Here is a 19,785-nt window from a genome sequence, read left to right as displayed (position 1 = left end):
TGCCTTTCCACACTGTCACTGCCGTCCCGGTCATGAGGTGAGCCGGGCGGGAAGATCGGGGCCGACCGGTGCGAATCCCGGCGCCGCCCGGAGGGTGAGGACCATCGTCATCCCGCCGCCGGGTGTGTCCTCGGCGGTGAGGGTGCCGCCCATGGATTCGACGAAGCCCCGGGCGACCGCGAGACCGAGGCCCACTCCGGCTCCGCGCGGCGCGTCACCGTAACGCTGGAACGGCTCGAATATCCGCTCCTTCGCGTCATCGGGGACGCCGGGGCCGCGGTCGGCGACGCGCACCTCGACCCGGTCGCCGAGGGCGCTCGCCGCCACCGTGACGGGCATGGCGTCGGGGCTGTACTTGACGGCGTTCTCGACGATGTTGGCGACGGCGCGCTCCAGCAGTCCGCGGTCGACGGCCACCATCGGCAGCGTCTCGGGTATGTCCAGCTCGACGCTCTGAACCGGCACCCCGACGAGCGCCATCGGGACGACCTCGTCGAGATCGGTCACCCGGATCAGCGGGGTGACGGTGCCGGTCCTGAGGCGGGACATGTCGAGGAGATTGCCGACGAGATGGTCGAGCCGGTCGGCGCCGTCCTCGATGCTTTCGAGCAGTGCCGCCTCGTCCTCCTCCGACCATGCGACGTCGTCGGACCTGAGCGAGGAGACGGCAGCCTTGATCGCGGCGAGCGGTGTGCGCAGATCGTGGCTGACGGCGGCGAGCAGGGCGGTGCGGATGCGGTTGCCCTCGGCCAGCCTGCGGGCCTCCTCCGCCTGTCCGACCAGGCGCTGGCGCTCCAGTACGACGGCGGCCTGGGCGGCGAACGCGGCAAGCACCCTGCGGTCCTCGGCGGGCAGCACCCGGCCCGAGAGCGCAAGCGCCATGTGGTCGCCGACCGGCATGTCCACGTCCGCGTCCTCGGGGCGTACGACGGAGCTCTTGCCGGCGCTGCCCGCGCAGGTCCACGGGTCGACGTCGCTCTGCCGTTCCAGCAGCGCCACGGACTCCATGGAGAAGGTCTCGCGGACCCGTTCGAGCAGGGCGTCGAGCGTGGTCTCGCCCCGCAGCACGCTCCCGGCGAGGAAGGAGAGGATCTCTGACTCGGCGCGCAGCCGGGCGGCCTGATGGGTGCGGCGGGCGGCCAGATCCACCACGGAGGCCACCGCGACGGCCACGGCGAAGAAGATCACGATGGCGACGATGTTCTTCGGGTCGCTGATCGTCAGGGTGTGGGTGGGCGGCGTGAAGTAGTAGTTCAGCAGCAGCGAGCCGACGGCGGCCGAGGCGAGCGCCGGGAGCAGCCCGCCGAGCAGCGCGGACACGACGGTCAGGAAGAGGAAGAGCAGGACGTCGTTGGCGAGCCCGACGTCGTCGAGGCTGGTGAGCAGCAGTGACAGCAGTACGGGACCGGCGACGCCGGTGATCCAGCCGGCGATGATCCGGGAGCGGCCCAGGCGGGCGCCGCGGGCCACCGGCAGCCCGCGGCCCTTGCCCGCCGCGTCGTGCGTGACGATGTGTACGTCGAGGTCGGGACCGGAGTCGCGGGCGACGGTGGCGCTGACGCCGGGGCCGAAGGCGTACTGCCACACCGGGCGGCGGCTCGCGCCGAGCACGATCTGGGTGGCGTTCACTCCGCGCGCGAACTCCAGCAGGGCGGAGGGGACATCGTCGCCGATGACATGGTGGAAGGTGCCGCCGAGATCTTCGACGAGGGTGCGCTGGACCGCGAGCTCCTTGGGCGATGCGGAGGTCAGTCCGTCGCTGCGGGCGATATAGACCGCCAGCACCTCGCCTCCGGCGCCCTTCTCGGCGAGGCGGGCGGCGCGGCGGATCAGCGTGCGGCCCTCGGGTCCGCCGGTGAGGCCGACGACGATGCGCTCGCGAGCCTGCCAGGTCGTACGGATGTTGTGCTCGCCGCGGTACTGCTGGAGGTATTCGTCGACGCGGTCCGCGACCCAGAGCAGGGCCAGCTCGCGCAGCGCGGTCAGATTGCCGGGGCGGAAGTAGTTCGACAGGGCCGCATCGACCTTGTCCGAGGTGTAGATGTTGCCGTGCGCCATGCGACGGCGCAGCGCCTGGGGCGACATGTCGACGAGTTCGAGCTGGTCGGCACGGCGGACGACCTCGTCGGGGACGGTCTCACGCTGCCGTACGCCGGTTATCGACTCCACCACGTCGCCCAGCGACTCGAAGTGCTGGATGTTGACGGTCGATATGACGTCGATCCCGGCCGCGAGCAGTTCCTCGACGTCCTGCCAGCGCTTGGCGTTGCGCGAGCCCGGCACATTGGTGTGCGCCAGTTCGTCCACCAGGGCGACGGCCGGGCGGCGCTCCAGGACCGCGTCGACGTCCATCTCGGTGAAGACGGTGTCCCGGTACTCGATCTCGCGGCGCTGAATCTGCTCGAGGCCGTGCAGCATCACTTCGGTGCGGGCGCGTCCGTGGTGCTCGACGAAGCCCACGACGCAGTCGGTGCCACGTTCCACGCGCCGGTGCGCCTCGGACAGCATCGCGTACGTCTTGCCGACGCCCGGCGCCGCGCCGAGGTAGATCCGTAGCTTGCCGCGTCCCATGGCCCCATTGTCTTTCAGTTTCAGCTGCGTACGCTGCGTCGACCCTAAGGCCAGAGATCCAGACATTCAGGGCATGGGGCGCCCCTCAGGTGCGTATTGACGCGATTCTGACGCCCGGACAGCACAACGGCCCGCGGCGGTCCGGAAAGCCGGAACCACCGCGGGCCGCAGGCTGAATGCCGGCGCGTCCCCGGTAAGGGTCAGCGCACCTCGGTGATCTCGGGGCCGCGCTGCAGCTGCCCCATGCCACCGGAGAACCGGGAGCTCTCCTGGTCCTCCTGCTGGACGCCCTCGGGCACCATCTGGGCATCGTCCGGCAGCTTGAGGACGATCGGGTCGCGCGGCGCCATCGGGCCCTCGCCCCGTACGACCACGGTGTCCCGGAAGATCTGCTCCAGCAGACCGGCGGCCTGGGGCTGCACCGCGCCCTGCCCGGAGATCACTCCGCGCAGGAACCAGCGGGGCCCGTCGACGCCGACGAAGCGCACCAGCTGCACACCGCCGGTGCCGTCCGGCAGCTGTACGGGCACCTGCGCCCGCAGCTCCCAGCCGAGCGGGCCCTCGACCTCGTCGATGATGCCGCCCTGCTGCGTGATGCCGGAGGCGATCTCCTCGCGGACCTCGCCCCAGATGCCTTCCTTCTTGGGCGCCGCGAAGGCCTGCAGCTGTACGGCGCTGTCGCGCAGTACGACGGTGGCGGCGACGATCGCGTCACCCGCGACCTCGACGCGCAGCTCCATTCCCTCGACTCCGGGCACGAAAAGACCGCCCAGATCGACCCGGCCCTCGCCGGGCTTGGATACCTCGGACACGTCCCAGGGGCCGTCGGGCCGGGGCGCCGGCGGAAGGTTCACCCGGCGGGGCTTGCCTTCCTCGTCGGAGTACTCCGTGTCGCGCTCGTCGACGACCTGCTCGGCCTCGCCCGCTGCGTCCGCCGCGTCCCCGGCGGAACCACTCTTCTTGCGACGTCCGAACACGTCACTGTCCTTCCCGGTCGGATACGACCGAAGCGTATCGATTCCCACCCGTTGAGCCGTCCACGACGGCGTGACCGCCGGTGGACCCGAAGCCCCCCTCGGCCCGCGCCGAGCCGGGAAGCTCCGCCACCTCGTGGAAGCGCACCTTCTCGACCTGCTGGACAACCAATTGGGCAATCCGGTCGAACCGTTCGAACCGCACACTCTCGCGCGGGTCGAGATTGACCACGATTACCTTGATCTCCCCACGGTACCCGGCATCCACCGTCCCCGGGGCATTCACGAGGGCCACTCCGCAGCGGGCGGCGAGGCCCGAGCGAGGGTGCACGAAGGCGGCGTATCCGTCGGGCAGCGCGATGGACACTCCGGTGGGCAGAACGACCCGCTCGCCCGGGGCGATCTCGACGGCCTCACAGGTCACCAGATCGGCGCCGGCGTCGCCCGGGTGCGCGTACGACGGGAGCGGCACCTCGGGATCCACACGGCGGATCAGCACATCGACAGGGTTGCGCATCAGGGGTTCACCTCGAAGGCGCGGGCGCGCCTGATCTGGTCGGGGTCGGACATGGCTGCCTGGATCTCCTCCGGGCGGCCGTTGTCGATGAAGTGGTCGACCTTGACCTCGATGAAGAGGGCGTTGGCGCGCACGGCGACGGGCCCTTCGGGGCCGCCGATCCGGCCCACGGCACTGGAGTAGATCTTGCGCCTGGCGACGGCGGTGACCTCGGCCTGCAGATGCAGCACGGTGTCCACGGGCACGGGGCGTACGAAGTCGGTCTCGAGCCGGCCGGTGACCGCGATCGTCCGCAGCAGCCAGTTGAGCGAGCCGAGCGTCTCGTCCAGCGCCGTGGCCAGCACGCCGCCGTGCGCGAGGCCGGGTGCGCCCTGGTGGGCGGGCTTGACGGTGAACTCGGCCGTGATGCTCACGCCTTCACCGGCCCGCGCCTGCAGGTGCAGCCCGTGGGGCTGTCCCTCGCCGCAGCCGAAGCAGTGTTCGTAGTGCGCGCCGAGGAGCTCACCGGGGGCCGGGGCGTCGGGATGCCGTACCGGCGCTGCGGCGTCGGCCGGTGGGGTCAGAGCCGATGCCCGGGCCGAGGGACCGGGGGCCGCCCCCCGGGATTTCGCAGTACTCACAGGCCCAGACCTTACCCGCGCGGCTACCCGCCGGTCGCACCGTGCCAAGCTTGGATTCATGCAGCCTTCCGCCCCGCACTACGAAGAACGTCTGACCGCGCCCCGTTCGTGGTGGGTCATCACCGCCCTGGTGGGAATCGCGGGCGGCCTCGTCGTGCTGCCGCTCGGTCCGCTGCCGATGCTCGGCGGGCTGATCGGCGCCGCCGCGGTGGCCGCCGTCGTGGTGAGTTCGTACGGCTCGGTCCGTATCCGGGTGGTGGCCGGCTCGCTGGTCGCGGGTGAGGCCCGGATCCCGCTCACGGCGCTCGGTGAGGCCGAGGTGCTGGATGCGGAGGAAGCGCGCGCCTGGCGCTCGTACAAGGCCGACCCCCGGGCCTTCATGCTGCTGCGCAGCTACGTGCCGACGGCACTGCGGATCGAGATCACGGACCCGGCCGACCCGACGCCGTACGTCTATCTGTCGACCCGGAATCCGCAGGCGCTGGCTGCGGCGCTGACGGCTGTGCGCGCGGCCTGAGAGGCCACCCGGGTCAGGGGCCCAGTTCGCGCGGGGCCCGGAGCGCCTCCAGCGGGTCATCGGGCTGTTCCAGCGGCGGGAGCGTGGGCAGCGCGTCCCACGGGATCTGTCTGCTGCGCAGGTCCTTGCGGATGCGGTCCGCGACCTTCTTGGTGTCACGGCGGTTCATCACCGCGCCGACGGCCGCGCCGACCATGAACGGAATCAGGTTCGGCAGATTCCGGATCATGCGCTTCATGATCTGCTGCCGAAGCTCGCGCTTGAACCGGCCGCCCAGCGCGACATCGATCGTCGCCGGTTTCCTGACGTCGATCCCGCGCTCCTCCGTCCAGGAGGTCAGATACGCGATGCTGCGCTCCCTGAGGGTGCCCTGCGGCCGCATGCCGTAGACCTCATGGAGCTCGGCGATCAGCTTCAGCTCGATGGCGGCGACGCTGATGATCTCCGTGGCCAGTTCGGCCGGCATCGCCGGGGGGACGGGCAGCATCGCGGCCGCGCCGATACCCGCACCCACGGTCGAGGTGCCGTTCGCCGCGCCCGCGACCAGCTTGTCCGCGAGCTGTTCCGGACCGAGTCCGGGGAACTGTTTGCGCAGGGTCGCCAGATCACGCACCGGCACGCGTGGTGCGTTCTCGATGATCCGGTCGGCCATGAACGCGAGCGCCACTCTGGCGCCCACGCGGCCCTTGTGGACCCCCTGCCGCACGGCGGTCAGGCGTGATGCCCTTGTCGTGGGCTCCGCCTGACCGGCTGCTTCGAGCGAGGCCCCACGGCCCCGCTCGTCGTCGTCTGCTGCGCCGTGGGGCAGCAGGGCGGCCGAGTGCTCGGCAGACGCCTTGGCGTCCTGCGCCGGGCCCGTACCGCCCCGGTGCGCCTCCGGCGGTTTCTGACGCCGGAAACGCCGCTTCCCGGACGGTGTCTCGCCTGCCACGGCCGACCGGACCTCAGTCGCAGTCGCGGCAGATCGGCTGGCCGTTCTTCTCGCGGGCGAGCTGGCTCCTGTGGTGCACCAGGAAGCAGCTCATGCAGGTGAACTCGTCCGCCTGCCGGGGCAGCACGCGAACGGACAGTTCCTCGTTGGAAAGGTCCGCTCCGGGCAGCTCCAGGCCCTCGGCCTGCTCGAATTCGTCGACGTCGACGGACGACGTCGTCTTGTCGTTCCGACGGGCCTTCAGTTCCTCAAGGCTGTCCGAATCGACGTCGTCGTCGGTCTTGCGTGGGGTGTCGTAGTCCGTTGCCATGTCGCTCTCCCCCTCTGGGTGTCTGCGGTGTCTCCAGCGCACGTAACGCGTGAGAGGCCGGACTTGTGCCCGACCCGAGGCGGAGATTTTGCCTCACATCAAGGTCTGTTACTCAATCGACACCCAACCGGATCCCCCGAGAGTGATCGGACTGGATGGCGATCGGGACCGTACACGGTCCGAATGTCGCACTTCACGGGCGCCACCCCGTGTACTTCCCGTGATCTCGCCCCCCGGAAACCCGGACTTTTCCCGGCTTTCCGGCAAGAGTCTTGATCACTGAGAGTAGATGGCCTGAAATTCGCCTTTGTGATCGATCCCACACGGGCCTCTCGGGTACGGGTCCCGAAAATTCCGCGTAAAGCGAACGAAGCGATTCGCGTCGGTCAGCATCTCAGACCGGGAAGGTGACTCGCATCACGAGGCCACCGCCGTCACGAGGCTCCGCGATGATACGGCCTCCGTGAGCCCGGGCGACCGACCGGGCGATCGAAAGCCCCAGGCCGACGCCTTTGTCGCTGCCCGTGCGCTCCTGACGCAGGCGTCTGAAGGGCTCGAAGAGGTTGTCGATCTCGTACGCGGGAACCACCGGCCCCGTGTTCGAGACCACCAGGACCGCCTGGCCGTGCTGGATCTCGGTCGTGACCTCCACCCAGCCTCCTTCCGGGACGTTGTAGCGCACGCCGTTCTGCACGAGGTTCAGAGCGATCCGCTCCAGCAGGACGCCATTGCCCTGGACGACGGCGGGCGCGCACTCCCCGCGGATCTCGATGTCCTTGGCGTCTGCCTCGGCGCGGACCTGGTCCACCGCGCGCGTGGCGACCTCGGCCAGGTCCACCGGCTTGCGCTCGACGATCTGGTTCTCGCTGCGGGCGAGCAGCAGCAGACCCTCCACGAGCTGCTCGCTGCGCTCGTTGGTGGCGAGCAGCGTCTTGCCGAGCTGCTGGAGCTCCGCGGGCACCCCTGGGTCGGAGAGGTGGACCTCCAGCAGCGTGCGGTTGATCGCGAGAGGGGTACGCAGCTCGTGCGAGGCGTTCGCGACGAACCGCTGCTGAGCGCTGAAGGCGCGCTCCAGGCGGTCCAGCATCTCGTCGAAGGTGTCCGCGAGCTCCTTGAGCTCGTCGTCCGGGCCGTCCAGTTCGATCCGCCGCGAGAGGTCGGAGCCGGCCACCTGACGGGCGGTGCGGGTGATCTTGCCGAGCGGCGAGAGGACCCTGCCCGCCATCGCGTAACCGAAGGCGAAGGCGATGACACTCAGGCCGAGCAGCGCGAACAGCGACCGGCGCAGGAGGTCGTCCAGGGCCATCTCGCGCTGGTGCTGGAGACAGCTGGCGACAGCCTGGTTGAACTGCTCGCCGGTCCCCGTCTCGGGCAGCTGGCACCAGGAGGTGGTGGGCTGCACCCGGCCCGTCTCGATCCTGAACGGCAGGTCGCCGACGCTGACCTGCAGCGCCTGCGCGGTGAGCAGATAGATGATCGAGAGCAGCAGAATCCCCGCGATCAGGAACATCCCGCCGTACAGCAGGGTGAGGCGTATCCGGATCGTGGGGCGCAGCAGGGGGCGGACGGGGTCGCGCGGGTCCCAGGTCGGTTTCGGAGGCGCCTCGGGAGGCGCGGGGGTCGCGGTCACCGGGATCAGATCCGGTAGCCGGAACCGGGCACGGTGACGATCACGGGAGGCTCGCCGAGCTTGCGACGCAGGGTCATCACGGTCACCCGCACGACATTGGTGAAGGGGTCGGTGTTCTCGTCCCAGGCCTTCTCCAGCAGCTGCTCGGCCGAGACGACCGCACCCTCGCTGCGCATCAGGACCTCCAGTACGGCGAACTCCTTGGGCGCGAGCTGGATCTCCTTGCCGTCGCGGAAGACCTCGCGGCGGTTGGGGTCGAGCTTGATCCCGGCGCGCTCCAGGACGGGCGGCAGCGGCACGGTGGTACGCCGGCCGAGGGCCCGCACGCGCGCGGTGAGCTCGCTGAAGGCGAATGGCTTGGGGAGATAGTCGTCCGCGCCCAGCTCGAGGCCTTCGACGCGGTCGCTGACGTCGCCGGACGCCGTCAGCATCAGCACGCGGGTCGGCATGCCCAGCTCGACGATCTTGCGGCATACGTCGTCGCCGTGGACCAGCGGGAGGTCCCGGTCCAGGACGACCACGTCGTAGTCGTTGACCCCGATGCGCTCCAGCGCCGCGGCGCCGTCGTACACGACGTCGACGGCCATGGCCTCCCGGCGAAGTCCGGTGGCCACCGCATCGGCGAGCAGCTGCTCGTCCTCGACGACGAGTACGCGCACGTCGTGATCCTTCCTCTGGGCCCGTCACCCATGATCGGGGCAGGTGTGTGAGCACTGGCTGTGCGCATCCATCCTGCCCGTTACGCGCGTAAACCGGCTGTAAGGCGGAACAGGCTGCCCTTGGGCGACCTGGGCGGAAAGGAATTCACCGGATTCCCGGGCCAGTTGAGGTTTCCTTGAGGGAGGGCCGGGGGAGGACGACTAAACACCCGCGATCACGCCCTGTATGTGGCACACCACGACCTGTTTCAGGGTTGATCACCCCGTCCTCTGCCTGCGGCAGGGGAAACCCCAGGCACACCCCCGTGCCACCGACCCACGACGAGGGGGCGCACATGGACGCATTCACCGCAGGACTGTTGCAGCGCATAAAGGCCGCCGAGACCGACTTGACCCTGGCCCGCCAGACGGGCGACGACTTCCTTGCGGATGTCGAGCAGGCAGAGCTTGACGACCTGCACCGGCTGGCCGCGGAGCACGGCGTGGAGGTCAGCGCCGCGTAGCGCCGGGCCGCACAGGTACCGGACATGAGAAGGGCCCCGACGCCGCGGGACGGCGCCGGGGCCCTTCTGTGTGTCCTCATCGCCGGACGGGCGTGCGCTGTTTGGCGGTCCCTGCGGGGCTTTCCCCTACCCGCCCTCCCCCAGACTCCGTCCGGGGGGACCCCCAACCTCCCCGCGCCTCAAACGCCGGCGAGGCTGGAATGTGCGGCAGGGCCGCACATTCAGCCCGTCCGGCGATTGAGGACATGCGGCCGAAGGTCGCATACGGGGTCTGGGGGCTTGCCCCAGTCCGCGCCGCGAAGCGGGCGCAGGGGTCCGGGGCGGAGGCCCCAGTTCGGGAAGGGGCGGGGTGGGGAACAAGCCCGCCGCAGGCGGCCGCCGTGGCCTGCCGGGCGCCGGCTAGTCGTGCCAGGCGCCGAAATCCTCCAGCAGCGACTGCAGCGGGCCGAATACGCCCGGGCTCGCCGCCACCGCCAAGTCGCCGTCCGGGGGCCCGCCGGGGCGGCCGCCCGTCAGGGCTCCCGCCTCGCGGGCGATCAGGTCGCCCGCCGCGAGGTCCCACGGGTTGAGCCCGCGCTCGTAGTAGCCGTCCAGGCGGCCCGCGGCGACGTCGCAGAGGTCCACCGCCGCGGAGCCGCTGCGGCGGATGTCGCGCAGGAGCGGGATCAGCCGCTGAGCCACGTCCGCCTGGTGGCTTCGTACGGCCGCGACGTAGTTGAAGCCGGTGGAGACCAGGGCCTGGTCCAGCGGCGGCGCTGGGCGGCAGCGCAGGGGCTTGTCACCGGCGTACGCGCCGCGGCCCAGGACCGCCCGGTACGTCTCGCGGCGCATCGGGGCCTCCACGACCCCCACGACCCTCTCGCCGTCCCGCTCGGCAGCGATGGAGACCGCCCAGGTCGGCAGGCCGTAGAGGTAGTTCACGGTGCCGTCGAGCGGGTCGATGACCCAGCGGACACCGCTGGTGCCGGTCGTGGAGGCGCCCTCCTCGCCGAGGAAGCCGTCGTGGGGACGGCGCTCGGCCAGGAAGCCGGTGATCAGCTTCTCCGCCGCGATGTCCATCTCGGTCACGACGTCGATCGGGCTGGACTTGGTCGCGGCGACGCCGAGGTCGGCGGGGCGGCCGTCGCGCAGCAGCTCCCCCGCCCGGCGGGCGGCCTCCAGGGCGAGGTCGAGCAGTTCGGACAGGAGAGGGTCGCTCACAGGGCTTCCTTAGGACGTACGGGAGGCGTACGGGCTGTCGGTTCCGGCGGCCGCGGGCTTGGGCGCCCGGGCAGGACAGCAGCCGACCGGGCAGAGGTCGTGGGAGGCGCCGAGCGAGCCGAGCGCGCACCGCTCGGCGTTCACGCCCCGCTCGCTCGCGGCGCGCTCCAGGACGAGGTCCCGTACGGCCGCGGCGAACCGCGGATCGGCGCCCACCGTCGCAGAGCGCCGCACCGGCAGCCCGAGCTCGGCGGCCTTCGCGGTGGCCTCGGTGTCGAGGTCGTAGAGCACTTCCATGTGGTCGGAGACGAAGCCGATGGGGATCATCACGGCCGCGGGCACCCCGGAGGCGTGCAGCTCCTCCAGGTGGTCGCAGATGTCCGGCTCCAGCCACGGGATGTGCGGGGCTCCGCTGCGTGACTGGTAGACGAGCTGCCAGGGGTGCTCGATGCCCGTCTCCTGGCGCACGGCGTCGGCGATCAGCCGGGCCACGTCCAGGTGCTGGCGTACATAGGCGCCGCCCTCGCCATGCTCGTCGGCCGGGCCCGACGTGTCGGCCGAGGAGGTCGGGATCGAGTGGGTGGTGAAGGCGAGATGGGCCCCCGCGCGTACGTCCTCGGGGAGGTCCGCCAGGGAGTGCAGGACGCCGTCGATCATGGGGCGTACGAAACCGGGGTGGTTGAAGTAGTGCCGCAGTTTGTCCACGCGCGGCAGCTCAAGTCCCTCGGCCTCCAGGGTCGCCAGCGCGTCCGCAAGGTTCTCGCGGTACTGGCGGCAGCCGGAGTACGAGGCGTACGCGCTGGTCGCGAGGACGGCGATCCGGCGGTGGCCGGCGGTAACCATCTCGCGCAGGGTGTCGGTCAGATACGGCGCCCAGTTGCGGTTGCCCCAGTGGACGGGCAGGTCCATGCCGTGCTCGGCGAAGTCCTTGCGCAGGGCGTCCAGCAGGGCGCGGTTCTGGTCGTTGATCGGGCTGACCCCGCCGAACAGGAAGTAGTGCTGCCCCACCTCCTTGAGCCGCTCCTTGGGGATACCGCGGCCGCGCGTCACGTTCTCCAGGAACGGGACCACGTCGTCCGGGCCCTCCGGGCCGCCGAAGGAGAGCAGCAGCAGGGCGTCGTAGGGGGCTGGGTCACGCTGATCCGACATGGCAACGATCCTGCCACCAGCCTCGGACGGCGGGAAAACCGCGGTGCGCGGTACAGCGGCAGCGCGTAAGCTGCCAACGCCTTCACGTGCCTTACGTTGGCGCAACCCACGTCCAGGACGGCCCCCGGTGAGGCCGCCTTACGGAGCTCTCCTTGCCCAGTCCGTACCGCGCCCTTTTCGCTGCCCCCGGCGCCAAGGCGTTCTCCGCCGCAGGCTTCGTCGGACGGCTGCCCCTGTCGATGATGGGCATCGGCATCGTCACGATGATCTCGCAGCTCACCGGGCGCTACGGCCTCGCCGGCGCACTGGCAGCCACCGTGGCACTCTCCGCCGCCACGCTCGGCCCTCAGATATCCCGGCTGGTGGACCGGCACGGCCAGCGCCGGGTCCTGCGTCCCGCGACCCTCGTCTCCGCCGCCGCGGTATCCGGACTGCTGCTCTCCGCGCATCAGGACTGGCCGGACTGGACCCTGTTCGTCTTCTCGGCCGGAATCGGCAGCGTGCCGAGCGTCGGCTCGATGGTCCGGGCCCGCTGGGCGGAGATCTACCGGGGCTCGGCCCGCGAACTGCACACCGCGTACGCCTTCGAGTCCGTCGTGGACGAGGCCTGCTTCATCTTCGGGCCGATCGCAGCGATCGGTCTGTCCACGGTCTGGTTCCCCGAGGCAGGCCCGCTGGTCGCCGGTCTCTGTCTGCTGGCGGGCGTCTTCCTGCTGACCGCGCAGCGGTCCACCGAGCCGGTGCCGCAGCCGAAGGAGCACCACACCAAGGGCTCGGCCCTGCGCTCCCCCGGTCTTCAGGTCCTCGTGGGCACCTTCGTCGCCACGGGCGCGATCTTCGGCTCCGTCGACGTGGTGACGGTTGCCTTCGCGGAGGAGCAGGGCCACAAGGCGGCGGCAAGTGTGGTGCTGGCCGTGTACGCGCTCGGCTCGTGCCTCGCCGGAGTGGTCTTCGGCCTGCTGCATCTCAAGGGCCCGGGCGAGCGCACGTGGCTGCTGGGCATCTGTGCGATGGCCGTGAGTATGATCCCCCTCCAACTGGCCGGGAACCTGCCGTTCCTGGCCGTGGCGCTCTTTGTCGCGGGCCTTGCCATCGCACCGACGATGGTGACCACCATGGCCCTGATCGAGCAGCACGTACCACGCGCGAATCTGACCGAGGGCATGACCTGGGTGGGCACCGGGCTCGCGGTCGGGATCGCGCTCGGCTCGTCGGTCGCCGGCTGGGTGATCGACGCCGCCGGGGCGGATGCCGGGTACCTGGTCTCGAACGCGGCGGGAGTGATCGCGGCCGCGGTGGCGTTCCTGGGGTACCGCCGGCTGCGGATGCCGGTGCCGACGCGGGAGGGGCAGCGTGAGCAGCAGGACCGGCAGCACCACGTGGCGTAATTGGGCGGGGAATGTCATCTCCCGTCCCGTACGGGAGATATCGCCCGCCTCCACCGAGGAACTCGCCGCAGCCGTACGCAAGGCGGCCGAGGACGGGCTGAAGGTGAAGGCCGTCGGCACGGGCCACTCGTTCACGGCCGCCGCGGCCACCGACGGAGTGCTGATCCGGCCGGAACTGCTGACCGGGATCAGGGAGATCGACCGTACGGCCATGACCGTGACCGTCGAGGCGGGCACCCCGCTCAAGCGGCTGAACGCGGCCCTTGCCCGTGAGGGCCTTTCGCTCACGAACATGGGCGACATCATGGATCAGACCGTCGCGGGCGCGACCTCCACCGGCACCCATGGCACCGGCCGCGACTCGTCCTCGATCGCCGCGCAGATCAGGGCACTTGAGCTGGTCACCGCGGACGGCTCGCTGCTGACCTGCTCCGAGAAGGAGAATCCGGATGTCTTCGCTGCGGCCCGGATCGGGCTCGGCGCGCTCGGCGTCGTCACCGCGATCACCTTCGCCGTGGAGCCGGTCTTCCTGCTGACGGCCCGTGAGGAGCCGATGGCCTTCGACAGGGTCACGGCCGAGTTCGACCAGCTCTTCGCCGAGAACGAGCACTTCGAGTTCTACTGGTTCCCGCACACGGGCAACTGCAACACCAAGCGCAACAACCGCAGCTCGGGCCCTGCCGCCCCTCCCGGGCAGATCAGCGCCTGGATCGAGGACGAGCTGCTGTCCAACGGCGTTTTCCAGCTGGTCGTTTCGCTCGGCCGGGCCGTCCCCGCGACCATCCCGACGATCGCCAAGATCTCCAGCCGCGCCCTCTCGGCCCGCACCTACACCGACATCCCGTACAAGGTCTTCACATCTCCGCGCCGGGTGCGGTTCCTGGAGATGGAGTACGCCCTGCCGCGGGAGGCGGCGATCGGCGCACTGCGCGAGGTGAAGGCGATGATCGACCGCTCGCCGCTGCGGGTCAGCTTCCCGGTGGAGGTACGTACCGCCCCGGCGGACGACATCACCCTCTCTACGGCATCGGGCCGGGAGAGCGCATACATCGCCGTGCATCTCTACCGGGGCACGCCGTACCAGGCGTACTTCACCGCGGTGGAGCGGATCATGACCGCGCACGGCGGGCGGCCGCACTGGGGCAAGGTGCACACGCGGGACGCGGAGTACTTCGCCGAGGTGTATCCCCGATTCGGTGAATTCACCGCGCTGCGCGACCGGCTGGACCCGCAGCGGCTGTTCGGCAACGACTATCTGCGGCGGGTCCTGGGCGACTGAGGGCCAACTGCCCATTCAGATAGGGACATGCGAGCGAAGCGAATAGTTCCCTTTGAGAAGATTCTGCGAATCAGGACACCTGGTCACCCATGTCGCAGACGCCCAACTCCCCTACCCTGCGAGAAGTTCGGCGGCGCGGCGGTCCACCCCCGTGGCCCGAATGGAGTACTGTGGCGAGCCCTGGGCCCGGCCTCCCTCATGGGTGTTCGGACCCCAGGTAGGGGGCCGAAAGCGGCGCTCGATCCGGCGGCGCCGCGGCACCGCACGGGCACCTGATGCGGAGAGTGACAGGCCAGTCACTCAGAGTGGCAAACAGGTAACCGTGCCATAACGGCGATCCAGGGCCTGTGCCCGACACGCCGGGCAACTCGGCAAGGTTGTGGCAGGCTGCACCCGGGCAGGCCACACTCGACTAGCGGAAGCAGCGACGCACGTGACGTCGGCAGGCACCACCCGGGAGGTCCCCATGCCCGAACTGCGTGTCGTGGCCGTCTCCAACGACGGCACACGACTGGTGCTCAAAGCTGCGGACAGCACGGAATACACGCTTCCGATTGATGAGCGGCTGCGCGCCGCCGTGCGCAATGACCGCGCCCGCCTCGGCCAGATCGAGATCGAGGTGGAGAGCCACCTCCGTCCCCGCGACATCCAGGCACGCATACGCGCCGGAGCCTCCGCGGAAGAGGTCGCACAGCTCGCCGGAATTCCGGTGGACCGCGTGCGCCGCTTCGAGGGACCCGTGCTCGCCGAGCGCGCGTTCATGGCGGAAAGGGCCCGCAAGACTCCCGTACGCCGTCCCGGGGAGAACACCGGACCGCAGCTCGGCGAAGCGGTTCAGGAGCGCCTCACGCTCCGCGGCGCCGAGAAGGACACCGTGCTGTGGGACTCCTGGCGCCGCGACGACGGCACCTGGGAAGTCCTGCTGGTCTACCGGGTCGCGGGTGAGCCGCACTCGGCGAGTTGGACGTACGACCCGCCGCGGCGACTGGTACAGGCCGTCGACGACGAGGCACGCGCGCTGATCGGCGAGACCGACGACACGATCGCCTCCTCGCAGGAGCCGAGCTTTCCGTTCGTACCGCGCATCGCGCGGCTGCCGCGGGACCGGCCGCTGGACCGGGCGCTCGACCGCCAGATGGAGCGGCCTGCCGCGCCCGCTGCGTCGGCCGAGCCGGAGGAGAGCGGCGGGGAGAGGGACTCCCTGACGAGTCTGCTGGAGGCGGTACCGAGCTTCCGCGGCGACATGGTCGTGCCGGAGCGGCCCGCGCCGCCGGAGCCGGCGCCGACGGAGCCCGCCCAGGAGCCGGAGGCCGAGGAGCCCGTGGCACCGGCCGCGTCGGCGGGTGCGGGCTCGGCGTACGCGGATGTGCTGATGCCCCGTTCGGTGGCGGGTCACCGCGACCGTCTGACGGGGACGACCGACCGCCAGGCGGAGGCGGACGGGGTGCGCCCCGGCCGCAGGGCCGCGGTGCCGAGCTGGGACGAGATCGTTTTCGGCACGCGCCGCAAGAAGCAGGAGTAGCGGTACACAAGGGGCCCGGCGCGAGCGGTTGGCGCCGGGCCCCTTGCGTACCCGCGCGCGTCAGCCCGGCTGAGGGCCCGTTGCCACGGGGCGGTTGGGGTCGCGGGACCATTCCGACCAGGAGCCCGCGTACAGCGCGGGCTCGAAGCCCGCGATCTCCAGGGCGATGACCTCTTGCGCGGCGGAGACGCCCGAGCCGCAGTAGACGCCAACAACCCCGGAGTCGGCCGTCGCGCCGAAGGCAGCGAAGCGGGAGGCGAGTTGCCCGGCCGGGAGGAAGCGGCCGTCCTTGTCGACGTTCTCCGATGTCGGTGCCGAGACCGCGCCGGGGATATGGCCCGCCACCGGGTCGATGGGCTCCACCTCGCCGCGATAGCGCTCCGCGGCGCGGGCGTCCAGCAGCAGGCCGGAGCGGGCCAGAGCAGCCGCACCGTCGGCGTCCAGGAGCGCGAGCGCGCCCGGTGCGGGCCTGAAGGTGCCCTCGTCGGGCTCGGGGACCTTGGTCTCCAGTGGGCCCGTCCACGCGGCGAGGCCGCCGTCCAGGACCCGTACGTCCGCGTGTCCCGTCCAGCGCAGCAGCCACCACGCGCGTGCCGCCCCCCAGCCCTTGTCGGCGTCGTAGGCGACCACCGGAGTGTCCGGCGAGACGCCCGCCCGGCGCATCACCGCGCCGAAGGCCTCCGGGTCCGGCAGCGGGTGACGGCCCCCGGCGCCGGGCGGACCGGCCAGTTCCGCATCAAGGTCGACGAAGACCGCTCCGGGAATGTGCCCGGCCTCGTAGTCCGGCCGCCCGTGCGGCCCGCCCAGCTGATAGCGGATGTCCAGAAGCACTGGAGGCCGGGTCGAGGACAGCTCGCTCGCGAGTTCGGTGGCGGTGATGATGGGGTTCATAAGGGCCATCCTTGCGCAGTGCCCGGCCGCACGATAACGCCGCGGAAACGGATGGGAAATGTCAAAGCGGGCATCCTCCATCGGGAACCCGCCAAATCCGGCGCGGCCGGGGCGCGCCGGACGCCGGGTGGTGGAACCATCTGCACGGGGCGCGGCCGTTCCGCACAACGGCGCGTACCCGGTCCCCCCGCACGGCCACCACGATGGTCCGAGGAGAGAGTGACGATGACCGAGGCGACTCGGCACACGCCCGGCACACCCTGCTGGGTGAGCTTGATGGTGCATGGCCTTGACAGGACCCAGACCTTTTACGGCGAGTTGTTCGGCTGGGAGTTCTCCCCCGGCCCGCAACAACTCGGCCCCTACGTCCGGGCGCTGATCGACGGCAAGGAGGTGGCCGGTATCGGCATTCTTCCGGCCGACCGGCAACTGCCGATCGCCTGGACGCCCTATCTGGCGACCGACGACGCGGACACCACCGCGGAGACGATCAGGAGTTGTGGAGGCACCGTCGGAGTCGGCCCGCTGGACGCCGAGGACGCAGGCCGGATGGCTGTGGTGACCGACCCGGCGGGCGCGGTCTTCGGTATCTGGCAGGCGAGCGCCCACGGCGGCACCGCGGTGTACGGCACACATGGCACGCCTGTCTGGAACGAGCTGCTGACCGTGGAGACCTCGTCGGTCGGCAAGTTCTATCAAGCGGTGTTCGGCTACGAGGTGGAGGCGGTCGTCTCGGCGGACCTTGACTATGTGACGCTGCTTCTGGAAGGGCGCCCGGTGGCTTCGTTGCACGGTGTGGGCCATGCGCTGCCGCGCAACCGGGGCACGCACTGGATGACGTACTTCGAGGTGGAGGACCCCGACGAGGCCGCGGAACGGGTGGTGGGGCTCGGCGGGCATGTGGTGCAGCCGCCGCGCGAGGCGTCCAGCGGCCGGCTCGCGATTGTCGCGGACCCTGAGGGCGCGGTGTTCACGATCGTACGGTCGGCTGCCCGCTGACCTAAGTGACCTCCACCGGGAGGACGTCCGGCGAGAGGGCGGCGGGAGCGGTGGCCGCCGTCATCCGCCGCCGGTGGTGGCGCCGGCACAGCACCTCGTAACCGATTTGCCACGGCTCGGGGCCCGCTCCCGCCCGGGCTCAGGTCACCGCGTTCGCCGCGATGACGTCGCGGTACCACAGGGCGCTGTCCTTGAGGGAGCGCCGCTGGTTCTCGAAGTCGACGTGGGTGATGCCGAAACGCTTCCCGTAACCGAAGCTCCACTCGAAGTTGTCGAGGAGCGACCAGACGAAGTAGCCCCGCAGATCCACCCCGGCGGTGATCGCCTCATGGGTCATGGCCAGATGCTCGCGCAGGTAGCGCACCCGCTGCGGGTCGTGCACCCGGCCCAGGCCGTCGGCGCCGTCGTCGTAGGCGGCGCCGTTCTCGCTGATGATCAGGGGGATGGGCGGGTAGTCCTCGTGGAGCCGCAGCAGCAGTTCGTACAGCCCGCGTGGCTGCACGGCCCATCCCATGGCGGTCCGGGGCAGACCTTCCGGCTGATGGAACTCCACGCCGTCGGTACCGGCCCACGGGCTCGCGCCCTCCTCGGTGGCGCAGGAGCGTGGGCCAGCCGCGCCCGCCCACGGGCTCGGCACACTGGACGGCTTCGCGGCGCCCACCGTGGTGGGGCTGTAGTAGTTCACCCCGAGCAGGTCGATCGGCGAGGCGATCACGTGCTCGTCCCCGTCGCGTACGAACCCACAATCGGTGAGATGGCGGATGTCTTCGCGGACGTCCGCCGGGTACCGGCCGAGCAGCAGCGGCTCGATGAACATGCGGTTGAGCAGCCCGTCGATGCGGCGCGCCGCATCGGAGTCCGCCTCGCTGTCCGTGGCCGCGGTCACCGGTGACAGATTGAGCGCGACGGAGATTTCGTGGTCGCCGCCGAGCGTGGCACGCAGCGCCTGCACAGCGAGTCCGTGCCCGAGCAGCAGATGGTGCGCGGCGCGAAGGGAGAGGGCCGGATCCATCAGGCCCGGCGCGTGTACCCCGGCCGCGTGACCCAGGAAGGCCGCGCACCACGGCTCGTTCACGGTCGTCCACAGCGCGACCCGGTCTCCCAGCCTGCCGGCGACCGCCTCGGCGTAGTCGGCAAAGCGTGCGGCCGTGTCGCGGGCGCCCCAGCCGCCGCGGTCCTGGAGCGCCTGCGGAAGGTCCCAGTGGTACAGGGTCAGGACCGGATCGATTCCGCGGCTCACCAGCGCGTCGACGAGACGGTCGTAGAAATCGAGCCCGGCCGCGTTCACCGGTCCCGCTCCGGTCGGCTGGACGCGCGGCCACGACACCGAGAAGCGGTACGCGTCAAGGCCGATGCGCCGCATCAGCTCCACGTCCTCGGCGTACCGGTGGTAGTGGTCGGCCGCGATCTCGCCGGTGTCCCCGTTGCACACGACGCCGGGGCGCGCACAGAAGGTGTCCCAGATGGACGCGGCGCGGCCGTCCTCGCCGATGGCACCCTCCACCTGGAACGCGGCGGTGCCGGCGCCCCACACGAAGCCGTCGGGGAAGGCCAGGCGTTCGGCGGGAGCTTCCGCTGCGGCGCGGTCCGACGCCGTTGCGTTCACTTGTGGGCCCTTCCGGTGTCAGTGGTGCAGGGATGCTGGTGTTGTCAGGCGGCGCTGAAGACGGCGTCCGGCGCCCGGGGGCGGGCCGCTTCGGGACTCTCGTACGTCCCTGCTGAGCCCCCGCTCTTGTACCGGCACACCGTGCGGGGCGCGTCCTCGGTGCCCGCGGGCCTCAGGATGTCCGCGAGGAGGCCGGGGAACTCGGCCCAGACGGTCTTGCCGCCGCCCCGGTGACGCTCGACCGCGATCGTGCCGCCCAGCTCCGCGGCGAGGAAGCTCGCGATGGCCAGGCCACGGCCGCGCTCCGCGTCCTTGGACGCGTAGGCGAGGGCGGGGGTCCCGGGGTGTTCGTCGCCGACGCCGAAGCCCAGTTGCCCCTCCGCCCGGACCTCCATGGTCACGACGATGCGCGGGGTGAGCCCGCCGGCGTGGCGTACGGCGTTGGTGACCAGTTCGGACGCGACTGATGTCGCCAAGGTCATGTCGCAGTTGCGGTCAGCGGGCGGGCGAGGCCGCGGC

Annotated in this window: 19 protein-coding genes and 1 pseudogene; 6 read left to right on the top strand and 14 right to left on the bottom strand. The window is 70.8% G+C overall.

Annotated elements, in window-relative coordinates:
• Positions 1–30: 30 nt before the first annotated feature.
• From OG741_RS29650 to OG741_RS29635, 4 genes are all read right to left on the bottom strand, one after another.
• The gene (locus OG741_RS29650) at positions 31–2,571 is read right to left on the bottom strand and encodes an ATP-binding protein (RefSeq protein ID WP_405602956.1); all 2,541 of its coding nucleotides are present in this window, start codon (positions 2,569–2,571) and stop codon (positions 31–33) included.
• Between the two features lie 200 nt (positions 2,572–2,771).
• The gene (locus OG741_RS29645; protein WP_266481857.1) at positions 2,772–3,548 is read right to left on the bottom strand and encodes a DUF3710 domain-containing protein; all 777 of its coding nucleotides are present in this window, start codon (positions 3,546–3,548) and stop codon (positions 2,772–2,774) included.
• A gap of 1 nt (position 3,549) precedes the next feature.
• A complete protein-coding gene (gene dut / locus OG741_RS29640; RefSeq protein WP_266481855.1) occupies positions 3,550–4,062 on the bottom strand; it encodes a dUTP diphosphatase in 513 nt (170 codons plus the stop codon).
• Positions 4,062–4,682 (bottom strand): PaaI family thioesterase, encoded by a 621-nt coding sequence (locus tag OG741_RS29635; protein WP_405602954.1) that lies wholly within the window; start codon positions 4,680–4,682, stop codon positions 4,062–4,064. Before OG741_RS29635 ends, dut begins: the two co-directional genes overlap by 1 nt.
• 58 nt (positions 4,683–4,740) lie before the next feature.
• On the opposite strand from OG741_RS29635, the gene OG741_RS29630 reads away from it, so the two are divergent.
• The gene (locus OG741_RS29630) at positions 4,741–5,199 is read left to right on the top strand and encodes a DUF3093 domain-containing protein (RefSeq protein ID WP_405602952.1); all 459 of its coding nucleotides are present in this window, start codon (positions 4,741–4,743) and stop codon (positions 5,197–5,199) included.
• 13 nt (positions 5,200–5,212) lie between these two features.
• Here OG741_RS29630 and OG741_RS29625 read toward each other — a convergent pair whose 3' ends face one another.
• From OG741_RS29625 to OG741_RS29610, 4 genes are all read right to left on the bottom strand, one after another.
• Positions 5,213–6,130, bottom strand: a complete 918-nt coding sequence (locus OG741_RS29625; RefSeq protein WP_405602951.1) for a hypothetical protein — start codon at positions 6,128–6,130, stop codon at positions 5,213–5,215.
• A 13-nt stretch (positions 6,131–6,143) separates the two neighbouring features.
• Positions 6,144–6,440 carry a DUF4193 domain-containing protein gene (locus OG741_RS29620; protein ID WP_142213239.1) on the bottom strand — a complete coding sequence of 99 codons (297 nt, stop codon included), beginning with the start codon at positions 6,438–6,440 and terminating at the stop codon, positions 6,144–6,146.
• Positions 6,441–6,834: 394 nt separating this feature from the next.
• The gene (locus OG741_RS29615) at positions 6,835–8,070 is read right to left on the bottom strand and encodes a sensor histidine kinase (protein ID WP_405602949.1); all 1,236 of its coding nucleotides are present in this window, start codon (positions 8,068–8,070) and stop codon (positions 6,835–6,837) included.
• 5 nt (positions 8,071–8,075) lie between these two features.
• Complete coding sequence (locus OG741_RS29610) at positions 8,076–8,729, bottom strand: response regulator transcription factor (protein WP_142213241.1); 654 nt, start codon at positions 8,727–8,729, stop codon at positions 8,076–8,078.
• A gap of 335 nt (positions 8,730–9,064) precedes the next feature.
• Here OG741_RS29610 and OG741_RS29605 point away from each other — a divergent pair, with 335 nt between their 5' ends.
• Positions 9,065–9,232, top strand: a complete 168-nt coding sequence (locus OG741_RS29605) for a hypothetical protein (protein ID WP_355824410.1) — start codon at positions 9,065–9,067, stop codon at positions 9,230–9,232.
• Between the two features lie 399 nt (positions 9,233–9,631).
• Here the strand turns inward: OG741_RS29605 and OG741_RS29600 are convergent, their stop codons facing one another.
• A complete protein-coding gene (locus OG741_RS29600; protein ID WP_405602946.1) occupies positions 9,632–10,432 on the bottom strand; it encodes an inositol monophosphatase family protein in 801 nt (266 codons plus the stop codon).
• Positions 10,433–10,441: 9 nt separating this feature from the next.
• Positions 10,442–11,581, bottom strand: a complete 1,140-nt coding sequence (locus OG741_RS29595; protein ID WP_405602945.1) for a ferrochelatase — start codon at positions 11,579–11,581, stop codon at positions 10,442–10,444.
• Between the two features lie 152 nt (positions 11,582–11,733).
• Between OG741_RS29595 and OG741_RS29590 the strand changes: the two genes are divergently transcribed.
• From OG741_RS29590 to sepH, 3 genes are all read left to right on the top strand, one after another.
• Positions 11,734–12,969, top strand: a complete 1,236-nt coding sequence (locus tag OG741_RS29590; protein ID WP_405602943.1) for an MFS transporter — start codon at positions 11,734–11,736, stop codon at positions 12,967–12,969.
• The gene (locus OG741_RS29585; RefSeq protein ID WP_405602941.1) at positions 12,935–14,248 is read left to right on the top strand and encodes a D-arabinono-1,4-lactone oxidase; all 1,314 of its coding nucleotides are present in this window, start codon (positions 12,935–12,937) and stop codon (positions 14,246–14,248) included. Before OG741_RS29590 ends, OG741_RS29585 begins: the two co-directional genes overlap by 35 nt.
• A gap of 466 nt (positions 14,249–14,714) precedes the next feature.
• Complete coding sequence (sepH, locus tag OG741_RS29580) at positions 14,715–15,770, top strand: septation protein SepH (protein ID WP_405602939.1); 1,056 nt, start codon at positions 14,715–14,717, stop codon at positions 15,768–15,770.
• 60 nt (positions 15,771–15,830) lie between these two features.
• Here the strand turns inward: sepH and OG741_RS29575 are convergent, their stop codons facing one another.
• Positions 15,831–16,661, bottom strand: coding sequence for a sulfurtransferase (locus OG741_RS29575; protein ID WP_405602937.1), 831 nt, complete (start codon positions 16,659–16,661; stop codon positions 15,831–15,833).
• Between the two features lie 225 nt (positions 16,662–16,886).
• Between OG741_RS29575 and OG741_RS29570 the strand changes: the two genes are divergently transcribed.
• Positions 16,887–17,660: a VOC family protein gene (locus tag OG741_RS29570; RefSeq protein ID WP_405602935.1), complete on the top strand. Its 774-nt coding sequence runs from the start codon at positions 16,887–16,889 to the stop codon at positions 17,658–17,660.
• A gap of 1 nt (position 17,661) precedes the next feature.
• Here the strand turns inward: OG741_RS29570 and OG741_RS29565 are convergent.
• From OG741_RS29565 to OG741_RS29555, 3 genes and pseudogenes are all read right to left on the bottom strand, one after another.
• Positions 17,662–17,775: pseudogene (locus tag OG741_RS29565) on the bottom strand (thymidine kinase); the annotation flags it as partial.
• 24 nt (positions 17,776–17,799) lie between these two features.
• The gene (locus tag OG741_RS29560) at positions 17,800–19,266 is read right to left on the bottom strand and encodes a glycoside hydrolase family 1 protein (RefSeq protein ID WP_405602933.1); all 1,467 of its coding nucleotides are present in this window, start codon (positions 19,264–19,266) and stop codon (positions 17,800–17,802) included.
• Between the two features lie 44 nt (positions 19,267–19,310).
• Complete coding sequence (locus OG741_RS29555; RefSeq protein WP_405602931.1) at positions 19,311–19,742, bottom strand: ATP-binding protein; 432 nt, start codon at positions 19,740–19,742, stop codon at positions 19,311–19,313.
• Positions 19,743–19,785 lie beyond the last annotated feature (43 nt).

It is taken from the genome of Streptomyces sp. NBC_01410 (assembly GCF_045040195.1).
Taxonomy (GTDB): domain Bacteria; phylum Actinomycetota; class Actinomycetes; order Streptomycetales; family Streptomycetaceae; genus Streptomyces.
Note: the sequence above shows the minus strand (reverse complement) of the source record. Positions and strands in the feature narration are given on the sequence as shown.

Bases quoted from the DNA above. Each gene is read 5' to 3' on its own strand.
- OG741_RS29605 (WP_355824410.1), top strand. From the start codon at position 9,065: ATGGACGCATTCACCGCAGGACTGTTGCAGCGCATAAAGGCCGCCGAG.
- dut (WP_266481855.1), bottom strand. From the start codon at position 4,062: ATGCGCAACCCTGTCGATGTGCTGATCCGCCGTGTGGATCCCGAGGTG.
- OG741_RS29630 (WP_405602952.1), top strand. From the start codon at position 4,741: ATGCAGCCTTCCGCCCCGCACTACGAAGAACGTCTGACCGCGCCCCGT.
- OG741_RS29620 (WP_142213239.1), bottom strand. From the start codon at position 6,440: ATGGCAACGGACTACGACACCCCACGCAAGACCGACGACGACGTCGAT.
- OG741_RS29575 (WP_405602937.1), bottom strand. From the start codon at position 16,661: ATGAACCCCATCATCACCGCCACCGAACTCGCGAGCGAGCTGTCCTCG.
- sepH (WP_405602939.1), top strand. From the start codon at position 14,715: ATGCCCGAACTGCGTGTCGTGGCCGTCTCCAACGACGGCACACGACTG.
- OG741_RS29595 (WP_405602945.1), bottom strand. From the start codon at position 11,581: ATGTCGGATCAGCGTGACCCAGCCCCCTACGACGCCCTGCTGCTGCTC.
- OG741_RS29650 (WP_405602956.1), bottom strand. From the start codon at position 2,571: ATGGGACGCGGCAAGCTACGGATCTACCTCGGCGCGGCGCCGGGCGTC.
- OG741_RS29570 (WP_405602935.1), top strand. From the start codon at position 16,887: ATGACCGAGGCGACTCGGCACACGCCCGGCACACCCTGCTGGGTGAGC.